This is a genomic window from Paenibacillus sp. FSL W8-1187 (genome assembly GCF_037965485.1).
Lineage (GTDB): Bacteria > Bacillota > Bacilli > Paenibacillales > Paenibacillaceae > Paenibacillus_O > Paenibacillus_O pasadenensis.
Map to the genome: position 1 here is coordinate 1,568,530 of NZ_CP150181.1, position 17,248 is coordinate 1,585,777.

At 63.7% G+C, this 17,248-nt stretch carries 16 protein-coding genes; 12 read left to right on the forward strand and 4 right to left on the reverse strand.

Going from position 1 to position 17,248, the window contains the following annotated elements; all coding sequences use genetic code 11:
* Window positions 1–247: 247 nt before the first annotated feature.
* The 9 genes from NYE40_RS06720 (at window position 248) to NYE40_RS06760 (ending at window position 9,303) form a co-directional block, all read left to right on the forward strand.
* The gene (locus NYE40_RS06720; RefSeq protein WP_153783111.1) at window positions 248–1,132 is read left to right on the forward strand and encodes a hypothetical protein; all 885 of its coding nucleotides are present in this window, start codon (window positions 248–250) and stop codon (window positions 1,130–1,132) included.
* Window positions 1,129–1,407, forward strand: coding sequence for a PqqD family protein (locus NYE40_RS06725; protein ID WP_028600625.1), 279 nt, complete (start codon window positions 1,129–1,131; stop codon window positions 1,405–1,407). The genes NYE40_RS06720 and NYE40_RS06725 overlap by 4 nt, the downstream gene beginning before the upstream one ends.
* A complete protein-coding gene (locus NYE40_RS06730; protein ID WP_101808730.1) occupies window positions 1,400–2,212 on the forward strand; it encodes a hypothetical protein in 813 nt (270 codons plus the stop codon). Before NYE40_RS06725 ends, NYE40_RS06730 begins: the two co-directional genes overlap by 8 nt.
* Window positions 2,213–3,364: 1,152 nt before the next feature.
* Window positions 3,365–5,794 carry an ABC transporter ATP-binding protein gene (locus NYE40_RS06735; protein ID WP_228551330.1) on the forward strand — a complete coding sequence of 810 codons (2,430 nt, stop codon included), beginning with the start codon at window positions 3,365–3,367 and terminating at the stop codon, window positions 5,792–5,794.
* Window positions 5,791–6,297: a DUF1854 domain-containing protein gene (locus NYE40_RS06740; protein ID WP_084137587.1), complete on the forward strand. Its 507-nt coding sequence runs from the start codon at window positions 5,791–5,793 to the stop codon at window positions 6,295–6,297. Before NYE40_RS06735 ends, NYE40_RS06740 begins: the two co-directional genes overlap by 4 nt.
* A 338-nt stretch (window positions 6,298–6,635) precedes the next feature.
* The gene (locus NYE40_RS06745; RefSeq protein ID WP_127464560.1) at window positions 6,636–6,869 is read left to right on the forward strand and encodes a hypothetical protein; all 234 of its coding nucleotides are present in this window, start codon (window positions 6,636–6,638) and stop codon (window positions 6,867–6,869) included.
* A gap of 100 nt (window positions 6,870–6,969) precedes the next feature.
* Window positions 6,970–7,227, forward strand: a complete 258-nt coding sequence (locus tag NYE40_RS06750) for a hypothetical protein (protein WP_153783112.1) — start codon at window positions 6,970–6,972, stop codon at window positions 7,225–7,227.
* A 305-nt stretch (window positions 7,228–7,532) separates the two neighbouring features.
* Complete coding sequence (locus NYE40_RS06755) at window positions 7,533–8,495, forward strand: ABC transporter ATP-binding protein (RefSeq protein ID WP_043112008.1); 963 nt, start codon at window positions 7,533–7,535, stop codon at window positions 8,493–8,495.
* On the forward strand, window positions 8,488–9,303 hold the full coding sequence (locus NYE40_RS06760) for an ABC transporter permease (RefSeq protein ID WP_153783113.1): 816 nt from the start codon (window positions 8,488–8,490) through the stop codon (window positions 9,301–9,303). Before NYE40_RS06755 ends, NYE40_RS06760 begins: the two co-directional genes overlap by 8 nt.
* Window positions 9,304–10,050: 747 nt before the next feature.
* Here NYE40_RS06760 and cls read toward each other — a convergent pair.
* A complete protein-coding gene (cls, locus tag NYE40_RS06765; protein ID WP_339279649.1) occupies window positions 10,051–11,478 on the reverse strand; it encodes a cardiolipin synthase in 1,428 nt (475 codons plus the stop codon).
* 216 nt (window positions 11,479–11,694) lie between these two features.
* Here cls and NYE40_RS06770 point away from each other — a divergent pair, with 216 nt between their 5' ends.
* The 3 genes from NYE40_RS06770 to NYE40_RS06780 all read left to right on the forward strand — a co-directional run bounded on the left by NYE40_RS06770 (window position 11,695) and on the right by NYE40_RS06780 (window position 13,204).
* On the forward strand, window positions 11,695–12,168 hold the full coding sequence (locus NYE40_RS06770) for a polymer-forming cytoskeletal protein (protein ID WP_101808737.1): 474 nt from the start codon (window positions 11,695–11,697) through the stop codon (window positions 12,166–12,168).
* Window positions 12,169–12,283: 115 nt separating this feature from the next.
* Window positions 12,284–12,412, forward strand: a complete 129-nt coding sequence (locus NYE40_RS06775) for a hypothetical protein (protein ID WP_255309779.1) — start codon at window positions 12,284–12,286, stop codon at window positions 12,410–12,412.
* 87 nt (window positions 12,413–12,499) lie between these two features.
* The gene (locus NYE40_RS06780) at window positions 12,500–13,204 is read left to right on the forward strand and encodes a hypothetical protein (protein ID WP_146000514.1); all 705 of its coding nucleotides are present in this window, start codon (window positions 12,500–12,502) and stop codon (window positions 13,202–13,204) included.
* A 575-nt stretch (window positions 13,205–13,779) separates the two neighbouring features.
* On the opposite strand, the gene ligD is transcribed toward NYE40_RS06780, so the two are convergent.
* From ligD to NYE40_RS06795, 3 genes are read right to left on the reverse strand one after another with little or no spacing between them, the layout of a single operon-like run.
* Entirely contained in the window at window positions 13,780–14,676 is an 897-nt protein-coding gene (ligD, locus tag NYE40_RS06785) for a non-homologous end-joining DNA ligase (protein ID WP_028600606.1), read from the reverse strand.
* Between the two features lie 21 nt (window positions 14,677–14,697).
* On the reverse strand, window positions 14,698–16,140 hold the full coding sequence (locus NYE40_RS06790) for a hypothetical protein (RefSeq protein WP_339279650.1): 1,443 nt from the start codon (window positions 16,138–16,140) through the stop codon (window positions 14,698–14,700).
* Window positions 16,141–17,106 carry a Ku protein gene (locus NYE40_RS06795; protein WP_339279652.1) on the reverse strand — a complete coding sequence of 322 codons (966 nt, stop codon included), beginning with the start codon at window positions 17,104–17,106 and terminating at the stop codon, window positions 16,141–16,143.
* Window positions 17,107–17,248: the final 142 nt, after the last annotated feature.

A 17,248-nucleotide genomic window follows, 5' to 3' on the forward strand; every position in this document is an offset into this window, starting at 1 on the left:
CGTGCAAGCCCGCCGCAAGGCGGGCGGAGCGAGGTCGAAGCGTGCAGGCTCGACGCAAGGCGAGCGGAGCGAGGTCGAAGCGTGCAAGCCCGCTGCAAGGCGGGCGGAGCGAGGTCGAAGCGTGCAGGATGGCGGGAAGCTGCCGCCGAGCAAGCGCAGGCAGACTCGAAGAGGGGAACGGGCCTATGGCCGTTCCCCTCTCTCGGGTCGGCGTTGCGGCGAATTGTCACATATGGGGTGATACAATATGTATCTATATCAAGCAAAAGTAGGCCACCATCGCATCCGGTTCGAAGTGCAGACCGAGCATCTGAAGGAATGGATCGCCGCGAGGTTCCCGGAGGATCGGGACGAGCTGGCGGCGCTGCCGGTCGGGAGCGGCGAGGCGGCAGTCGAGGCGGCTGCGGGTGAAGCGAGCGAGAGCGAAGTGGTGGCGGCGTTGGCATCGACGGAAGCGGCAGGGGCCAAGGCGGTGCTGTACATAACGGATTTTTACGGCTCGATGTACGACGAGGGTCCGGTCGAGATCGAAGCGGACGGCGACACGGTCGTGTACTCGCGCAAGGATTACCGGATGGAGACGTCGGCGGACTATTCGAGCGTGAAGCTGCAAGTATTCGACGATCTGGCTCTGAAGCATGCGCTCATCAACTGGTACAGCGCATGGCTGATCCATCGCCGCGAGGGGCTGCTCGTGCATAGCTCCTGCGTCGTGGACGGCGGCAAGGCGTGGATGTTCGTCGGGCATAGCGGAGCGGGCAAATCGACGGCGGCCGAGCTGTCGGCGCCGCGGCCGATTCTGTCGGACGAGGCGACGCTGCTGCTGCTGGATGCGGACGGCGGCGTGACGATCCACGACTCGCCGCTGCGCAGCGAGAACGAAGAGCGCGGCGAGGCCGATGCCAGTCCGCTCGGCGGCGTTCATTTTCTCGTGCAGGCGGAGGAAGTGCGGCGAGAGCCGGTGGGCAAGGTCGAGGCGCTGATCGGCCTCATGGACAAGGTGTTCTATTGGAAGCACAGCAAGCCGGAGACGGCCAAGATGATCGCGGTCTGCCGCGAGGTCGTGCAGCGCGTGCCGGCGTATGAGCTGCATTTTCAAAAAAACGATTCATTCTGGGAGGTCATCTCATGACAGTGCTGGCAAATCAGCTCCTGAAGCGGCAGGAATCGATCGAAACGGCGGAGCTCGACGGCGAATGGGTGCTGCTCGATCTGGAAAGCCACTCGATCACGAAGGTGAACGAGATGGGCGGCTACATATGGGAGCTGCTCGAGGCATGCCCGACCATCTCGCAGCTGACGGAGCGCGTCGCCTCGGAGTATGCGGCGGATCCGCTGCAGGTGCAGGCCGACGTGGAGGCGTATGTAGCGGAGCTCATCCGCGTAGGGCTGATCGTGCATGAATAGTCCGGCGGGCAACCTGGCCCCCATGGTGGCCGCCTTGATTCAAAAGCGCGGCGCCATGGAGCTGACCTCCTTCGGCATGAGCATGTATCCCTTAATCCGGGAAGGCGACGCAAGCCGCTTCGTGCGCGTCCGCGCGCGGGACCTGGAGGTAGGGGATGTATGCTTGTTCGTAAGCGGCAGCGGCATCCTGACCGGGCATCGCCTGGTCGAGATCCGCGGCGAGGGCGCCGGCCGTCAGTACGTGTTCCGCGGGGACACGAGTTATGTCGCCGACGACCCGGTCGGCCCCGAGGCGATCCTCGGCCTCTGGACCGGCGTCCGCCGAGCTCGGCGCGGCGGAGGAGCGGGCGTGGCGAGGATCGCGGCAGCTGGGGCTGGCGCGGCGAAGGAGGCGGCGGCCGATGCCGCTGGCGCAAGGGCCGCGGAGGGAGCGGGAGCTGCGGTTGGGGCTGGTACGGCGAGATCCGCAGAGTCGGAGGCCGATGCGGATGACGCAAGGGCCGCGAAGGGAGCGGTAGCCGCGGTTGGGGCTGGTGCGGCGAGATCCGCGGAATCGGAGGCCTATGCGGATGGCGCAAGGGCCGCGAAGGGAGCGGTAGCCGCGGTTGGGGCGGCAGGAGCGGCGCCATCAGGCACGGGCAGCCGTGCCGCTGAATTCGGCGGCAAGTGGATCACGCCGAAGCATTGGCAGGCGCGGCTGCTGCGCTGGCTCGTGCTGCACTATCCGTTGACGCGCAAATTTACGCGCAAGCTCGGCACCTGGAGCATGTCCCGCAAGCCGATGTACCGCGCGGCTTCGCGTTGACGAAGACAGCGCGCCGATGCGCGGACGGGACGAGCGAATAGGCTCGAACGAGAGTCCAAGCGCCCAAGTTGCTCGGAAGACCCGGGTTAGTCTGCTCGAACAGATGCCCCAGCGTCGGAGTTGCGCGGAGAAACCGAGTAACTTGGCTCGAACAGGAGCCCCAGCGTCGGAGTTACGCGGAGAAACCGAGTAACTCGGCTCGAACAGGGGCCTCAGCGCCGGAGTTGCGCGGAAAACCCGAGTAACTCGGCTCGAACAGATGCGGCAGCGACGGAGTTGCGCGGAGAAACCGAGTAACTCGGCTCGAACAGGAGCCTCAGTGTCGGAGTTGCGCGGAGAAACCGAGTAACTCGGCACGAACAGATGCCCCAGCGTCGGAGTTACTCGGAAAACCCGAGTAACTCGGCTCGAACAGATGCGCCAGCGTCGGAGTTGCGCGGAGAAACCGAGTAACTCGGCTCGAATAGGGGCGTCCCAGGAGGCATTAAGTCGAAGAAATCGAGTTAGTAGGGTTCGAGTTGGGCATCCAGCAGGTATTAACTCGAAAAAATCGAGCTAATGTGCTCTAACGCGGGCTCCCGAAGGGCATTAAGTCGAAAAAATCGGGTTGCAGGAGCCCGGAGGAGCGAGTCACAGGCTGTAACCCGAAAAAATCGGGTTGCAGGAGTGCGGAGGAGCGAATCGGGGGCTGCAACCCGAAAATGTCGGGTTGCAGGAGCCCGGAGGATCGAGTCAGAGGCTGCAACCCGAAAATGTCGGGTTACAGGAGCCCGGAGGAGCGAATCGGAGGCTGTAACCCGAAAAAATCGGGTTGCAGGAGCCCGGAGGCGCGAATCGGGGGCTGCAACCCGAAAATGTCGGGTTGCAGGTCTGAACGCGAGGTATCGTGGCATCAGCGAGGCGATAGCGGAGGAATGCTAGCCGCTGGGCAGAGCAAGGAGCAAGCGAAGTAGCGTGGCGGTGATGAGAGGGGGCGTGCAGTGCCAGCGGAGCGACGGTCTGACTAGCACGGAACGCTAGCAAGCAGCGCTAGCACGCAACGCTAGCAAGCAGCGCTAGCAAGCAACGCTAGCAAGCAACGCTAGCACGGAGCGCTAGCAAGCAGCGCTAGCACCAACACTAGCGACTTAGGACAGCAAGGAGGCGGAGGGCATGGCGTACGGCAAGGCAGGCAGAGGCGGCGGCAGACGTAAGGCGGTCGAGCCGACGGATGGTGAGCGAACGGGAGGCGATGGAGCGGCTGCGGCGCTGAGGCAGCGGCTGGCCGATGGCTGGCTGCGGCTTGGCGCGGACATCAACGAAGCGCGGCAGTTCCAGCGCTATGAGCTCGTGTTCACCGACCGCGAAGCGGCGGTGATCGACGAGCAGGGCCGTCTGCAGCGGCGCTTCCCGAAAGGCACGATCGACGAGATCGAGCTGCGGGAAGGCGTCGCAGGAGGCGCGCTCGTCCTGCTGACACGCGACGGCATGCGCGAGGGGGCGCGCTTCACGCTTCCGCATCTGGAAGCGTACCGCATCGCCATGCCGCGCATCGCCGCATGGCTCGAGGAGCCGCTCCCGGTTCCCGGGGGAGCGGCTCCGCAGCCTCCCGCGCCGGGCAGCGACGCTGCCGGCGCGAGCCCCTCCGCGCCCTCCGGGCGCGAGCCCCACGCCGCGCCGCAAGCCGGCGCGCCCCAAAAGCTCCCGCCGCGCGTGCGCAGAGGCGCGGCGCAAGCCGCCGCCCCGCGCGGCGCAGCCGTCTCGGCCGAGCCGCAGGGCGCGGCCGAGCCCTCCCGCGCTTGCCGCGTCTGCGGCAAGCGCCTTTGGCACCGGCGCACCAAGTGCCTCCGCTGCAGCAACAAATACCTCATGGTCCGCCGCATCCTGGCGTACGCTCAGCCGCATCGCCGGCTGATGATCGCCAGCGGCGTCCTGCTGCTCTTCAGCATCGCCTTCGAGCTCATCCCGACCTATCTGATGAAGCTGCTCATCGACAACTTCACCGAAGGCGGCAGCCGCAGCGCGCTGCTCTGGCTCATCGTCGCCATGGCGGCCGTGCATCTGATCGGCACGGGCGTCTCGATGGCCCGCAGCTTCATCGGCCTGCGCTTCGGCGGCAGGCTGATGGGCGACATCCGCAAGCATGCGTTCGACGCGATCCTGAAGCTGTCGATGAGCTATTTCGACCGCAGGCAGGTGTCGCAGTTCATCAGCCGCGTGCAGAACGACACGGAGGAGCTCAAGCAGTTCCTCACCGAAGGCTTCATCCAGTTCCTCTCGCAGGTGCTGCTCGCGGTCGGCGTGCTCGGCCTGCTGTTCTACCTCAACGCGCCGCTGACGTGGATGATCCTCATTCCGGTGCCGTTCCTGGCGCTCGGCTTCCTCTGGATCTGGCCGCGCATCCGCATCCTGTGGTACTCGCAGTGGATGAGCGTCATGAACGTCAACAACGTCATCGGCGAGTCGCTGCAGGGCATCCGCGTCATCAAGGCGTTCGCCCAGGAGCGGCGTGAAAAGCAGCGCTTCGCGCAGGCGAACGATACGCTCGTGAAGCGCATGATCTCGATGGGCAACCTGTGGATGAGCGTCTCGCCGCTGTTCTCGCTCGTCATCGCGGCGTTCGGCCTGCTCGTCTGGTACGCCGGCGGCAAGTCGGTGCTCGGCGGCGGCATGACGCTCGGATCGCTGACCGCCTATGCGTCGTATCTGGTCATGTTCTTCGGTCCGCTGCAGGCGTTCGGCGCCTCGCTCAACATGATCAACCGGGTGATGGGCTCGGCCGAGCGCATCTTCGAGCTGATGGATGCGAAGAGCGACACGCCGGACCGCCCGGATGCGGTGCAGCTCGAGAGCGCGCAGGGCGAGATCCGCTTCGAAGGCGTCCGCTACGGCTACGACAAGAGCCGCGCCGTGCTGAAGGACCTGAACCTGACGATCCGCCCCGGCGAGATGATCGGCCTCGTCGGTCCGAGCGGCGCCGGCAAGTCGACGCTCATCAATCTCGTCTGCCGGTTCTACGACCCGGATGCCGGCAGCATCCGCCTGGACGGCATCGACCTGCGGGACATCGCCCAGGAAAGCCTGCGCGCGCGCATCGGCGTCGTGCTGCAGGAGACGTTCCTGTTCGACGGTACGATCGCCCAGAACATCGCCTACGGCAGAAAGGACGCGTCGCCCGAGAGCATCATCGAAGCGGCGCGCACGGCGGGGGCGCACGGCTTCATCTGCGGCTTGCCGGAAGGCTACGAGACGCAGGTCGGGGAGCGCGGACACCGCCTCTCCGGCGGCGAAAAGCAGCGGATCGCAATCGCCCGCGCCGTGCTGCTCGATCCCGAGATCCTCATCCTCGACGAGGCGACCGCCTCGGTCGATACGGAGACGGAGCGCGCCATCCAGGAGGCTCTGGCCCGCCTGGTCAAAGGACGCACGACGATCGCCATCGCCCACCGGCTCTCGACGCTGCGCGGCGCCGACCGGCTGATCGTGCTGGAGCAGGGCCGCATCGCCGAGACCGGCACGCATGACGAGCTGTACCGCAGCAAGGGCACGTACTGGCGGCTCGTCGAGTCGCAGAAGCAGATGACCGAATCGGAGGTGGGATGATGAACGGCAACCTGGTGTTCATGAACCGCTCGAAGCCTTACGAGGTGATGCTGTACCACAGCCGCGAAGGCTATCTCAAGGCCGTGCTCGGCGGCGAGCCGATGGGCCGCGTCAAGCTCGTGCGCTGCTTTCCGTACTCGCTGCCGGATCGGCTCATCTCGGTGCGTACCGCCGATACGGGCAAGGAGCTGCTGCTGCTGCCGAGCCTGGATCAGCTCGAGGAGGAGAGCCGCATCGCGGCCGTCATGGAGCTCGAGCGGGAGTATACGATTCCGCGCATCGAGCGCATCGTCTCCATCCGCAAGAAGGGGCCGGAGTGGATCTGGTCGGTCGAGACCGACTACGGTCCGAGCATGCTGCATATGAGCATCCTGCACGAAGGCATCCACAGCCTGGCGGACGGGCGCTGGATCGTGACCGACGACGATGGACGGCGGTTCGAGCTGTCCAACCTCGACCGCATGGACCAGCGAAGCCGGGATCAGTGGGAAAAGATCGGCTGACTGGCGTCAAGGCCGACATCGGCGGTTCGATACGCGGCGGCAGCGAAATCCGGCTTTCAAGCGAAAGCCGGATTTTTTTAAAATATCGCTAAATAAAGAAGGAATTCTTCTTCTTTGGTCGAAAATGTAAGCGGATACATAACGATCCAGCGAATTTCGACAACTTTCTGCGGAATCGGGTCCTCTACTGTCTTGACGAATGAAGAGAATTGCAATAAATTAAAGAGGTGTTGATACAGATCGTAACAACCAAAACGCTCGAGGGGGCTCATGCTGCTCTCGCTTCCATACCGCGGCTTGCTTGCAGAGGAGCAGAACGACAACCCAAAGGGGGATTCATGATGAGATTCAACGATCAATTCCATTGCCTCAGCTGCGACCGTCAGCTTCCGGGCGCCGAGGCGTCGGTGCTGTTCCGGACGGGCTTTTATCGCGTCGACTACCGGCTCGGCTGCTGCAAAGCCTGCGAGGATCAGGCAGAGGGAGGCGCTGCGGCCGACCGGGACGGACAAGCCCCTGGAGCTCGCGACATCGCGCATTCGCGCTTCGCCCACTATTCGATCTCGGCTTGACGGTTGCCGGATGAATAAACGAAATCGGGATACGTTTCGTATCTGGTAAGCTCGGGTAAGGAGAAGGGGGCAAGACCATTCCAGTCTGAGGAGTGATAAGATGGACATGAAAGCGAACTGGCAGATGTTCCATTGTCTATGCTGCGGGCAGCTGCTTCGCCTCGAAGCGGCGGACAAGCTGTTCCAGACCGGATTCTATCAGGCGTCCTATCCGCTTGGCAGCTGCACGTCCTGCCGCGATGCGAAGCAAGCTTCCAGCTCCGGCCTATCGACTTCCCCTGGGGGATCCGGATCTGACCCGGGACCAAGCTCATCTCCGTCCAGCCTGCTGTACGGCTGCTCGATCCTAAGCGCCTGAGCGAGCTGGAACAACGACACACTTGCGAATCGCTTCAGGCATTCCGGCCTAGGACATGGGCGGGATGCTTTTTTTTGTCGGAAAAGACGGCCGAGGAGACTAGATTCTGCTTCAGAGCCGCGATCCGCACGGCGAGAAGCAGGAAGGAGCGGCGGATCCTTTTCTTCTTAACCGGGAAGGATCCGTTCTGAAACAGCCTTCGCCAAAAAAAAGGCTCGCTGCCGCGGATGCAGGCGCGGTTTCCAACCGGAGCGCGGATAGGCTATAATAGGCTGGATATGGATGGAAACGGAGGGAGGTCAACCATGCTGAGCCAGCCTATCGTTCAATTGAAGCAAGTGACGAAGCGGATCGGCGGCAAGACGATCATCGACAATCTGTCGCTCGAGCTTCCGCAAGGCGAAGTATTTGGATTTCTCGGTCCGAACGGTTCGGGCAAGACGACGACGATCCGCATGATGGTCGGCCTGATGCGCATGTCGGAGGGAGACATCGTGATCGGCGGCTCCAGCATCCGCACCGACTACGAAAAGGCGATCCGCCATGTCGGAGCGATCGTGGAGAATCCGGAGATGTACAAATATCTGACCGGCTACCAGAACCTGCTGCACTATGCGCGCATGGTGCCGGGCATCAGCCGCAACCGCATCGACGAGGTCATCCGCCTCGCCGGCCTGGACAAGCGCATCGAGGACAAGGTCAAGACCTACTCGCTCGGGATGAGGCAGCGGCTCGGCGTCGCTCAGGCGCTGCTGCACAAGCCTTCGCTGCTCATTCTGGACGAGCCGACAAACGGGCTCGATCCCGCGGGCATCCGCGAGCTGCGCGATTACTTGCGCCGGCTGGCGGCGGAGGAGGGAACGACCGTGTTCGTCTCCAGCCATCTCCTGTCGGAGATGGAGCTGATGTGCGATCAGGCGGCGATCATCCAGGCGGGACGGCTGATCGACGTCCGCCGCCTGCGCGGCGGCGAGGAGGCCGATGCGGCCGGCATCCGCATGCCGGTGCAGATGCTGTTCGAGGTTGACCGTCCGGACGAGGCGGCCGCGCTGATCCGGGACGCCATCCGGACGGCGGACGGAGTGCCGGCGCAGGTGCAGGTGCGGAGCGAGGCAGGGGCGATCCTGCTGGACGCCCGCCGCGCCGACGTCGCCGAGATCAACGCGCTGCTCGTGCGCGGCGGCATCCTTGTGTACGGCATCCGCTCCGCCGGCAAGACGCTGGAAGAGCAATTCCTGGAAGTGACGGGAGGGGAATCGGTTGTTTGATTTTGCAGCTCTCGTCGCGAACGAGAACATGAAGATCTACCGGCGCCCGCGGGCATGGATCATGCTCGGCCTGCTGGCGCTGCTGGCGGCGGCGATCGCGCTCATCGCCTCGGCTTCCTCCAGCTCTCCGCTGGAGATGTGGTCGATGACGAGCGTCATGCTCATGCTGCTCGTGCCGCTGGCCAACATTTTCAGCGTCATCATCGCCGCCGACAGCGTCGCCGGCGAATTCACCGGCGGCACGATCAAGCTGCTGCTGATCCGGCCGTGGACGCGCTCCAAGGTGCTTCTCTCCAAGTACGTCTCCGTGCTGATCTTCGTGATGTTCACGCTGCTGGTCGTCTATCTGTCCGTGCTGCTGATCAACTCGGCGGTGTTCGGCTACGAGCGGGGCGTCTCAGCTGAAAAGGCGTTCGGCGTCCTCGACCCGGGCCTGTCGGCATGGTCGTACTATCATCAGTACTTCCTGCTCGAGCTGATCTCCGCGGCCGTAGGCGTCACGCTCGCCTTCATGATCTCGGCGGTATTCCGCAGCAGCGCGTTGTCGATCGGACTGTCGCTGTTCCTGCTGCTCATGGGCGCGACGCTGTCGCAGCTGCTGCGGCTCGTGGACAAGCCGTGGGTGGACTACGTGCTGTTCCAGCACCTCAACCTGACGCGCTACATCGGCAGCGGCGGCGCGAGCGGAGAGCTCCATTCCGGCTCTCCGATGACGCTCGGCTTCTCGCTGGCCGTGCTCGCCGGCTACTACCTCGTCTTCATGGCGCTGTCCTGGTTCGTATTCACGAAGCGGGACGTCGCGGCCTAAGCGGCGACGGAGCCGCTTAGGCTCCGCGCAGGGCCCTGCTCCCAAGCACTGTGCATACACGACGATGCGCAGAGGGATGTAAAATGCGCCCAGACGGCGTGTGCAGGCTGCTGCGTGTGCTGATGCGCAGAGGCTTTGCATGGCTGGCGCATCTGTGAGGCCGCGCCGGCGGCTGACCGCCAGGCGTGGATGCACGCTCACGCTGGCGAGCTTGATCTTAGGCACAGCCCCACGCTCGATTTCGAGCGTGGGGCTTTTTTCGTTCGCTTGCGGTGCGCTAACGATACTGCAGGACGCTATTCGTCCTGAAAAGAGGCGATTGAAAATCGTAACGATACTGAGGAACGCTATTGGGTGCTGAAACCATGTTTTTTCGCCGTCGGAGGCTCAATAGCGCTTGTGAGTATCGCTAGAAAATGCAGAGCGTCGTTTGGAGCGGAATAGCGTCGCTGAGTATCGTTAGCTCGGTGGCTCGGTGCGAGTAGGAGCGGCCGTTCGTTGCAAGCGGCAGGGGCGGAAGGAGCGGCAACGGTGATTAAGTCGGTGTAAGCTACAGGGGCGGGGCGATCCAGTCGGTGCAGGCGGCAGGGGCGGAAGGAGCGGCGACGGCGATCCAGTCGGTGCAAGCGGCAGCCGCGATCCTTCGACAAGCCGAAGGATCGGCCCATCACGCGCATACGGTCTCCCGACCGACGCGCCTGCTCGTTCTGACCCGCTCGCACGCCAAGCGGCACGGTCCGCAGCCTCCTACAGCAGCGGAGAAAGCATATGCGCCACGACCTCCGTCGCTTTTTGCATCCGTGGGCGCTTCTCGAACTCATGCAGGGTCAGCTCGTAGCAGTCTCCAAGATCCGCCATGAAGTCCTCTTCCAGCCGCGAGATCGCCTTGGCGCTGTATACATGGGCGTTGATCTCGAAGTTGCTGAAAAAGCTCCTCATGTCCATGTTCGCCGTGCCTACCGAGGCGAGCAGCCGGTCGACGATCATGACCTTGGCGTGGATGAAGCCCTTGCGGTAGCGGTAGATGCGCACGCCCGCCATGAGCAGGTCCTCGACATAGGAGAGCGAGGAGTAGAGAACCAGCTTGGAGTCCGATCCATGCGGCAGGATGATGCGCACGTCCACGCCGCTCAGCGCCGCCGTCCGCAGGCTCATGAGCACGCTCGGATCGGGGATGAAGTAAGGCGTCGCGATGTACACCTTTTCCTTGGCCGCGCTGATGGCGGAAAAGATCCCTTCCAGGATGGCGTCGGAGCTCGTATCCGGCCCGCTGGCGACGATCTGCACCTGCTCCTCGCCGATGCAGCCGTGCTCCGGCAAGTACTCCGGCTTTTCCAGCCGCTCCCGCGCGGTGAACCACCAATCCCTCATGAAGACGAGCTGCAAGTAATAGACGGAGTCCCCGGTCAGCTTGATATGCGTATCGCGCCAGAAGCCGAGCTTGGGGTCCTTGCCGAGATATTCGTCCCCGATATTGATGCCGCCGACGAACCCGACCGTGCCGTCCACGACGACGATCTTGCGATGGTTGCGGAAGTTGACGCGCTTGTCGAAAAAGGCGATCCGCGGCGTGAGGAAGCATTGCACGCAGACGCCGGCTTCCTCCAGCTCCTTGACGAACCAGCTCTTGAGCTCCAGGCTGCCGATCCCGTCGTAGATGATACGGATCTCGACGCCTTGCTTCGCTTTGCGGAGCAGCGCTTCCTTGAAGCGGCAGCCGATCTCGTCGTCGCGCAGCGTGTAGTAGTCGAGGTGGATGTGATGCTTCGCCCCCTCGAGAGCGTCCAGGATGGAGGCGTAGGTCGCTTCGGCGTTCGTCAGCACCTCCGTCTCGTTGCAGCCGGTGATCGGGAGCATCGAGAAGCTGCCGAGCAGGTTGAACAGCCGCTCCTCATGGGCGAAGTCAGGCGCTTCCATATCCTGCGCCCGGTGGACGAGCGCGCTCTGACGCAGCGCCTTCAGCTGCACTTCGCGGGCGATGACGCCGCGGCGGCGGACGGTGCGGCGGTTCTGGAACTCTTTCGCGATAAAGTAGTACATGACGAAGCCGATGACCGGCAGCACGAACAGGATGAGCAGCCAGGCGACGGTCTTGCTCGGCTGGCGGTATTCCAGGATGAGGATGGTCATGATTTGAAAGAGGAAGACCAAGAGCGCGATCAGCAGCCAGAACATGGGGCACCTTCTTATAGGAGATGAAATAGGATCTTCTCTATAAGTATCAACGATGGACGGCGATTTCAAGCAGGAATCGGGGGTGGAGCGATACGCGGGCTTGGGCGGCAGACTCGAACATGAACCGGCCTGCCCTCGACGAGTTCTGTCATGAACGGCCTCCATCGAGAATACATACTACATAGCACGAGCCTACACTGCGGGAGGGGATGGAGCATGTTCAAGGAAAACAAGCGCTTGATGGCGGCCGACACGCTGATCGGGCAAGGCACGCGCGCAGAGGGCACGCTGTCCTGCCAGGCCAGCTTGCGCATCGAAGGGGAATACCGGGGCGACATCGAGTGCAAGGAGGATGTCATCGTCGGCGAAAGCGGAGTGGTCCGCTCCAACATATCCGCGCGCGACTTGACCATCTCCGGCAAGGTGTACGGCGATGTCGTGACGACCGGCAGGCTCACGATCCTGAGCAGCGGGCAGCTTCATGGCAGCGCGACGACGGCGTCGCTGCTCGTGCAGGACGGCGGCGTCCTCAGCGGCAGCTGCCGCATGGAGGCTCCGCGTCTGCAAGAAGCCGCGCAGCCTGCGCCGGCTCCTGCTCCGCAGGCAGCCCGCCAGGTCCAGAGCGGCGAGCCGGCTCCGCCGCGCGAGCTGCGCGAGGGCGTCGTGAAGGAGCGCCGCCAGGCGGGCTGAGCGGCGCGGCAAGCGGCGAAGGGTCCGGACACCGTCATGCGGCGGATGGCGCGAGCCTGCTGGCGAGCGTGGAAGGGGTCCGGACTGCCGTCGTGCGGCGCACGGAGGGTGCAGCTTGTTCTACAGGTTGGTAGAAAATCTTCTTGCCTATTACATCGTTTTGGGCTATTCTTTGAAAAAACGCCAAGCGATGAAGCTTGTGCGCGCAATCAATGGCCTGGACGAAGCACGTCCTGTTGCTTGACCGGATCGAATCCCGATTCGTTTCCTTTCGCTCGCGAAAGGAGGCGGATCGACGACTCCATTCCGTCACGCGGCAGGGCGTTTTTTTATGGGCGATAGGGAGGCGAAAGGAATCAAGGCAAAGGAAGAACATGAATTCGAGGAGGCGCATGCGGTATGGCTGAACGGCCACCTTCGCAAGCGCAAAGGCGAACGGAGAGATCGGCTGAAACGAGGTCACGGACATGGGGAGAAGCTGTTTCTAAAGAAAGTATGGTGGCCGATGTTCGGTTCGCTCGACGAATTGCACCCTGAGTATGAAGTGAGTGACTGGCGTGGCGCGAGATGCTACCTGGACTTCGCATGGCTGAGAGGCGATCTGCGCTTCAACCTCGACGTGAAAGGATACGGCCCCCATGTGGAGCAGACGGATCGAACGAAGTATGAGCGCGAGCTTCTGCGAGAAATTCAGCTTCAAACTTATTCTTTCCGAAATGTTGCGATTCCCTACGACACGGTTGCCAGAGATCCGCAGCTGCTTCAGCAGATGATCAGGCAGCTGCTTCAATCCCTTGAGCGAAAGCCTTCCGAGACTTCCCTCAATCTGTCAACGACAGAGCTGGCTATATTGCAATTTGCTCAGACCCAACTCAAGGACGTCTCTCCAAGCCAAGTGGCAAAGGCAATTGGAATTCATCCCAGCACAGCTCGGCATTATATGAAAAAGTTAGTGGAGAAGGGAAGGTTGATCGCGCTGGGAAAATCGACTTGTGTGCGGAGATATCAGTACTTTAGAGATGAGTTTCGTTTCTAGCAGCGTAAGTGCGGGAGTCGCCCTGCCCCGCGCGCCCCAGTCCGCTACGCGCGGAAAAACTGCGCGTAGCGAAAGCGCCCCGCGCGCCCCAGCCCGCTACGCGCGGAAAAACTGCGCGTAACGGGAGCGCCTCGCGCGCCCTAGCCGTCTATGCGCGGAAAAACTGCGCGTAACGGGAGCGCCTCGCGCGCCCTAGCCGTCTATGCGCGGAAAAACTGCGCGTAGCGAAAGCGCCCCGCGCGCCCCAGCCCGCTACGCGCGGAAAAACTGCGCGTAGCGGGAGTGCCCCGCGCGCCCTAGCCGTCTACGCGCGGAAAAACTGCGCGTAGCGAAAGCGCCTCGCGCGCCCCAGCCCGCTACGCGCGGAAAAACTGCGCGTAGCGAAAGCGCCCCGCGCACCCCAGCCCGCTACGCGCGGAAAAACTGCGCGTAGCGAAAGCGCCCCGCGCGCCCCAGCCCGCTACGCGCGGAAAAACTGCGCGTAGCGAAAGCGCCCCGCGCACCCCAGCCCGCTACGCGCGGAAAAACTGCGCGTAGTGGGAGGGCTGTCCAATGCCGTCACGAGTCCACTCTCCTCACCGCCGCCGAAGAAACTCCAAAATCGGCCGCAGCCGCTGGCGTGGAGCGGCTTCGAGCAGATCGCCCTTCTCCTGCAGCCGCTCCGCGATATTGAGCAGATGAAAGTCGGCGATCTGCGCGCCGGCGCGGATCTCGTCCCAGCCGAGCGGCGTCGACACGGTCGCGCCCGGCTTGGCGCGCGGCGTGTACGGAGCGGCGATCGTCTTGCCTTGATAATGCTGCAAGTAATCGAAGTAGATGCGGTCGCCGCGATGCTTCTTGAGCCGCTCGACGGTGAACAGGTCCGGCCGCTTCTGCGTCATATACTCGCCGACGAATTGCCCGATCGAGCGCAGCTCGTCGAAGGAGAGCCGATCCGCCAACGGCACGATGAGCTGCACGCCGGTCGCTCCGCTCGTCTTGGCCAGCGACTCGATGCCGAGCGCGGCGAGCTGCTCGCCGACGAGCAGGGCCGCCTCCATGATGCGCGGCTCCTCCTCCTGCGATGGATCAAGGTCGATCACCCATTCCAGCGGATGGACCGGATCGTCCGCGAGGTCGAACGAAGCGTGGAATTCCAGGCAGGCCAGATTGCCGAGCCAAAGCAGCGTCGGCAGCTTGTCCAGCACGACGTAGTCGATTCCGCCGCTGACGCGCGTGGCGACGAATTCCGGCCGGGGCTCCGGACAATTTTTTTGGTAAAAAAACTTGTCGTGGATGCCATGCGGATAGCGGATCGTCGTCAGATGCCGGTCGCGGCAGTGGCGGATCAAATAAGGAGAAAGCTGGATCAGCTTCTCCAGGAACGTCAGCTTCGTCACGCCTGCCTCCGGCCAGAGCGGCTTGGACGGATTCGTGATCGAGAGCGTGACTCCCTCGACGGTGATTTCTCCTATTTCCGGCTTGACCGCCATGCTTGCAACTCCTCCTTCCGATCAGCTCGTCGCGCGGCCGAAGCCCGCCAGCTTCGGATGCCGGAGCTGTCCGGCCTCGGTAATCTCCAGTCCCGTGACGGTGCCAGGCAGCGGCGCTTCCAGCCAGACGATCCGCTCGCCCTTAAGGTCCGACGGCAGCGCCGAAAAAGGAAGCGTGCCGTGCTGACGGCTTCCTTCCCGAAAGGCTTCGTCCGGAACGAGCTGCTCCGTCAGCAGCGTCCTCATCTCTCCCGTCAATCCGAGCGATACGCTGCCGAAATACTGCCCTTCCAAGCTCATGACCAGGCTCGCGACCTGCCCTTCCCGGACCTTCAGCCCCACGATATCGACATCGATCCGCAGCGCGGTTTTCGTCTTGAACCAGTCCCGATGCTTCTTGGCCGGACGATAGGGGGCCGTCAGCCGCTTGCTGACGACGCCTTCCCAGCGCTGCTCCTGCACCCATCGCCACAACGCGCGACCGTCGGAATAAAGCTCCGTCACGAGCATGCCGTCCGGCAGCAGAGGGACCAGCTTGAGCAGCCGCTGATGCCTGCTCGCATAGGGCAGCGCCCGCAGGTCGGTTCCCCCGTATGCCAGCAGGTCGAATAGGATAAAGGCGAGGCCGGGAAGCCCGAGCGGCTCGCCGCTGCCATCGGGCCGATCATGCCGAAGCTCCGACTGCGAGGCCTCGCCTTTTTGACCGCTCCCGGGGCTTTTGGCCCCGCTCCTGGGCTCTTCCGCTGCCATGGCTGCGTCAGCCGCAGCGCTTTCGGCTCCGCCCCGCCAAGGGCGGACGCCGGGATCCGGATGACGCAGGAGCGTCATCGCCGAGCCTGCCGAACGGCCGCGCATCCGCTCGCGCTGCAGCACCCGCTGGAAGCTCGGACGCTCGCCGGTCCAAGCGATAAGCTCGCCGTCGAGCACGCATGGACCGAGCGCCGGGGCGGCGCTTCGCAGCAGCTCGACGAGTTCCGGATAGATGGCGTTTTTGCGCAGTCCGTTGCGAGAAAAAAGCTCGATTCCGCCATCGCCGCCGATCGTGGCGAGCAAGCGGACGCCGTCCCATTTGATCTGATAGCCCCAGTCGGGCCCTTCCGGCAGCTTTGCCGCATGGATCGGCGCCATAGGCTGCATCGCCTCGGCCGCGCCGCCCGCCTGCGCCCCAGCGATAGGCCACGGATCTGCCTCGGCCGCGCCGCCCGCCTGCGCCTCAGCGATAGGCCACGGAACTGCCTCGGCCGTGCCGCCCGCCTGCGCCTCAGCGATCGCGCTCGGATCTGCCTCGGCCGCGCCGCCCGCCTGCGCCTCAGCGATAGGCCACGGAACTGCCTCGGCCGCGCCGCCCGCCTGCGCCCCAGCGATAGGCCACGGATCCGCCTCGGCCGCGCCGGAACTGCCGGCTCCCGCCATGCCCATCTCGCCTGCCCGCCCGACTTTTCCGCCCGCGCGGATCGCTCCCATCTAGGAAGCCCCGGCGTCCTTTTTCTTTTTGACGCGAGGCTTCGGCGCTTTTTTCGTCCCGTTGGCGGAGGCGGACTCCGCTGCCGAATCGGTCTTCCCGCCTCCCGCCGCCCCGGTGGAGGCGGCTTTCTTGCGCTTGCCGCCTGAGGCGGCGGCAGCTCCCGCTCCCGCATCCGTCACTGGGATCGCGGCCGGCGTCTTGACCGACTCGAGGCTCGCCTGCAGGGCGGCCATGAGGTCGAGCACCCGCCCCGGCTCCTGGCGCGGCGCGACGGTGACGTCCTCGCCCGCGATTTTGCCCTGGATCAGATCCTGCATCGCGCTGCGGTAGTCGTCGGTGTACTTTTCCGGCTCGAACGGCGTCGTCAGCTGATCGATGAGCAGCTTGGCCATCGCCAGCTCCTTGTCGCTCACCTGAACCTGCCCTGGCAGGTTCGGCACCTGCGATACGGCCCGGATCTCATCCGGATAAAAGATCGTCTCCATCGCCAGGCAGCCGTCCTCCAGCACGCGGATGGCGGCAAGGCTGCTCTTGGAGCGGATCGAAATTTTGGCGATGCCGATCTTGCCCGACTGCTTCATCGCCTCCATCAGCAGCGAGTAGGCTCCGCCCCCGGCCTGGTCGGGCGACAGATAGTACGTCTTCTGGAAGTAGATCGGATCGATCTCCTCCAAAGCGACGAAATCGAGGATCTGGATCGTCTTGGACTTCTCGCCCGCGGCCGCTTCCAGCTCGTCCTTCGAGAACGTGACGAAACGGCCCTTTTCGTACTCATAGCCCTTGACGATCTCGTCCCACTCGATCTTCCTGTCGCAGACCGGACACTCCCGCACATAAGCGATCGGACTGCCGCAGACCGAATGCAGCATGCGCAGCGAGATATCCTTGTCCTCCGTCGCCGAAAACATCTTGACCGGCACATGGACCAGCCCGAAGCTGATCGCGCCTTTCCATACCGTATGCATCGCTGTCCAGTCGACCTCCTGGCGCCGGGGAAGGCCCGGCTCGTAATACGGACAGTGTGCGTTTCGGCGCCGTTTTCCATGCATGGGGGCGTGGGCGGGAGGGCATATTGACGCATAGGGCTGGATGCAGCCTCTGCACGCT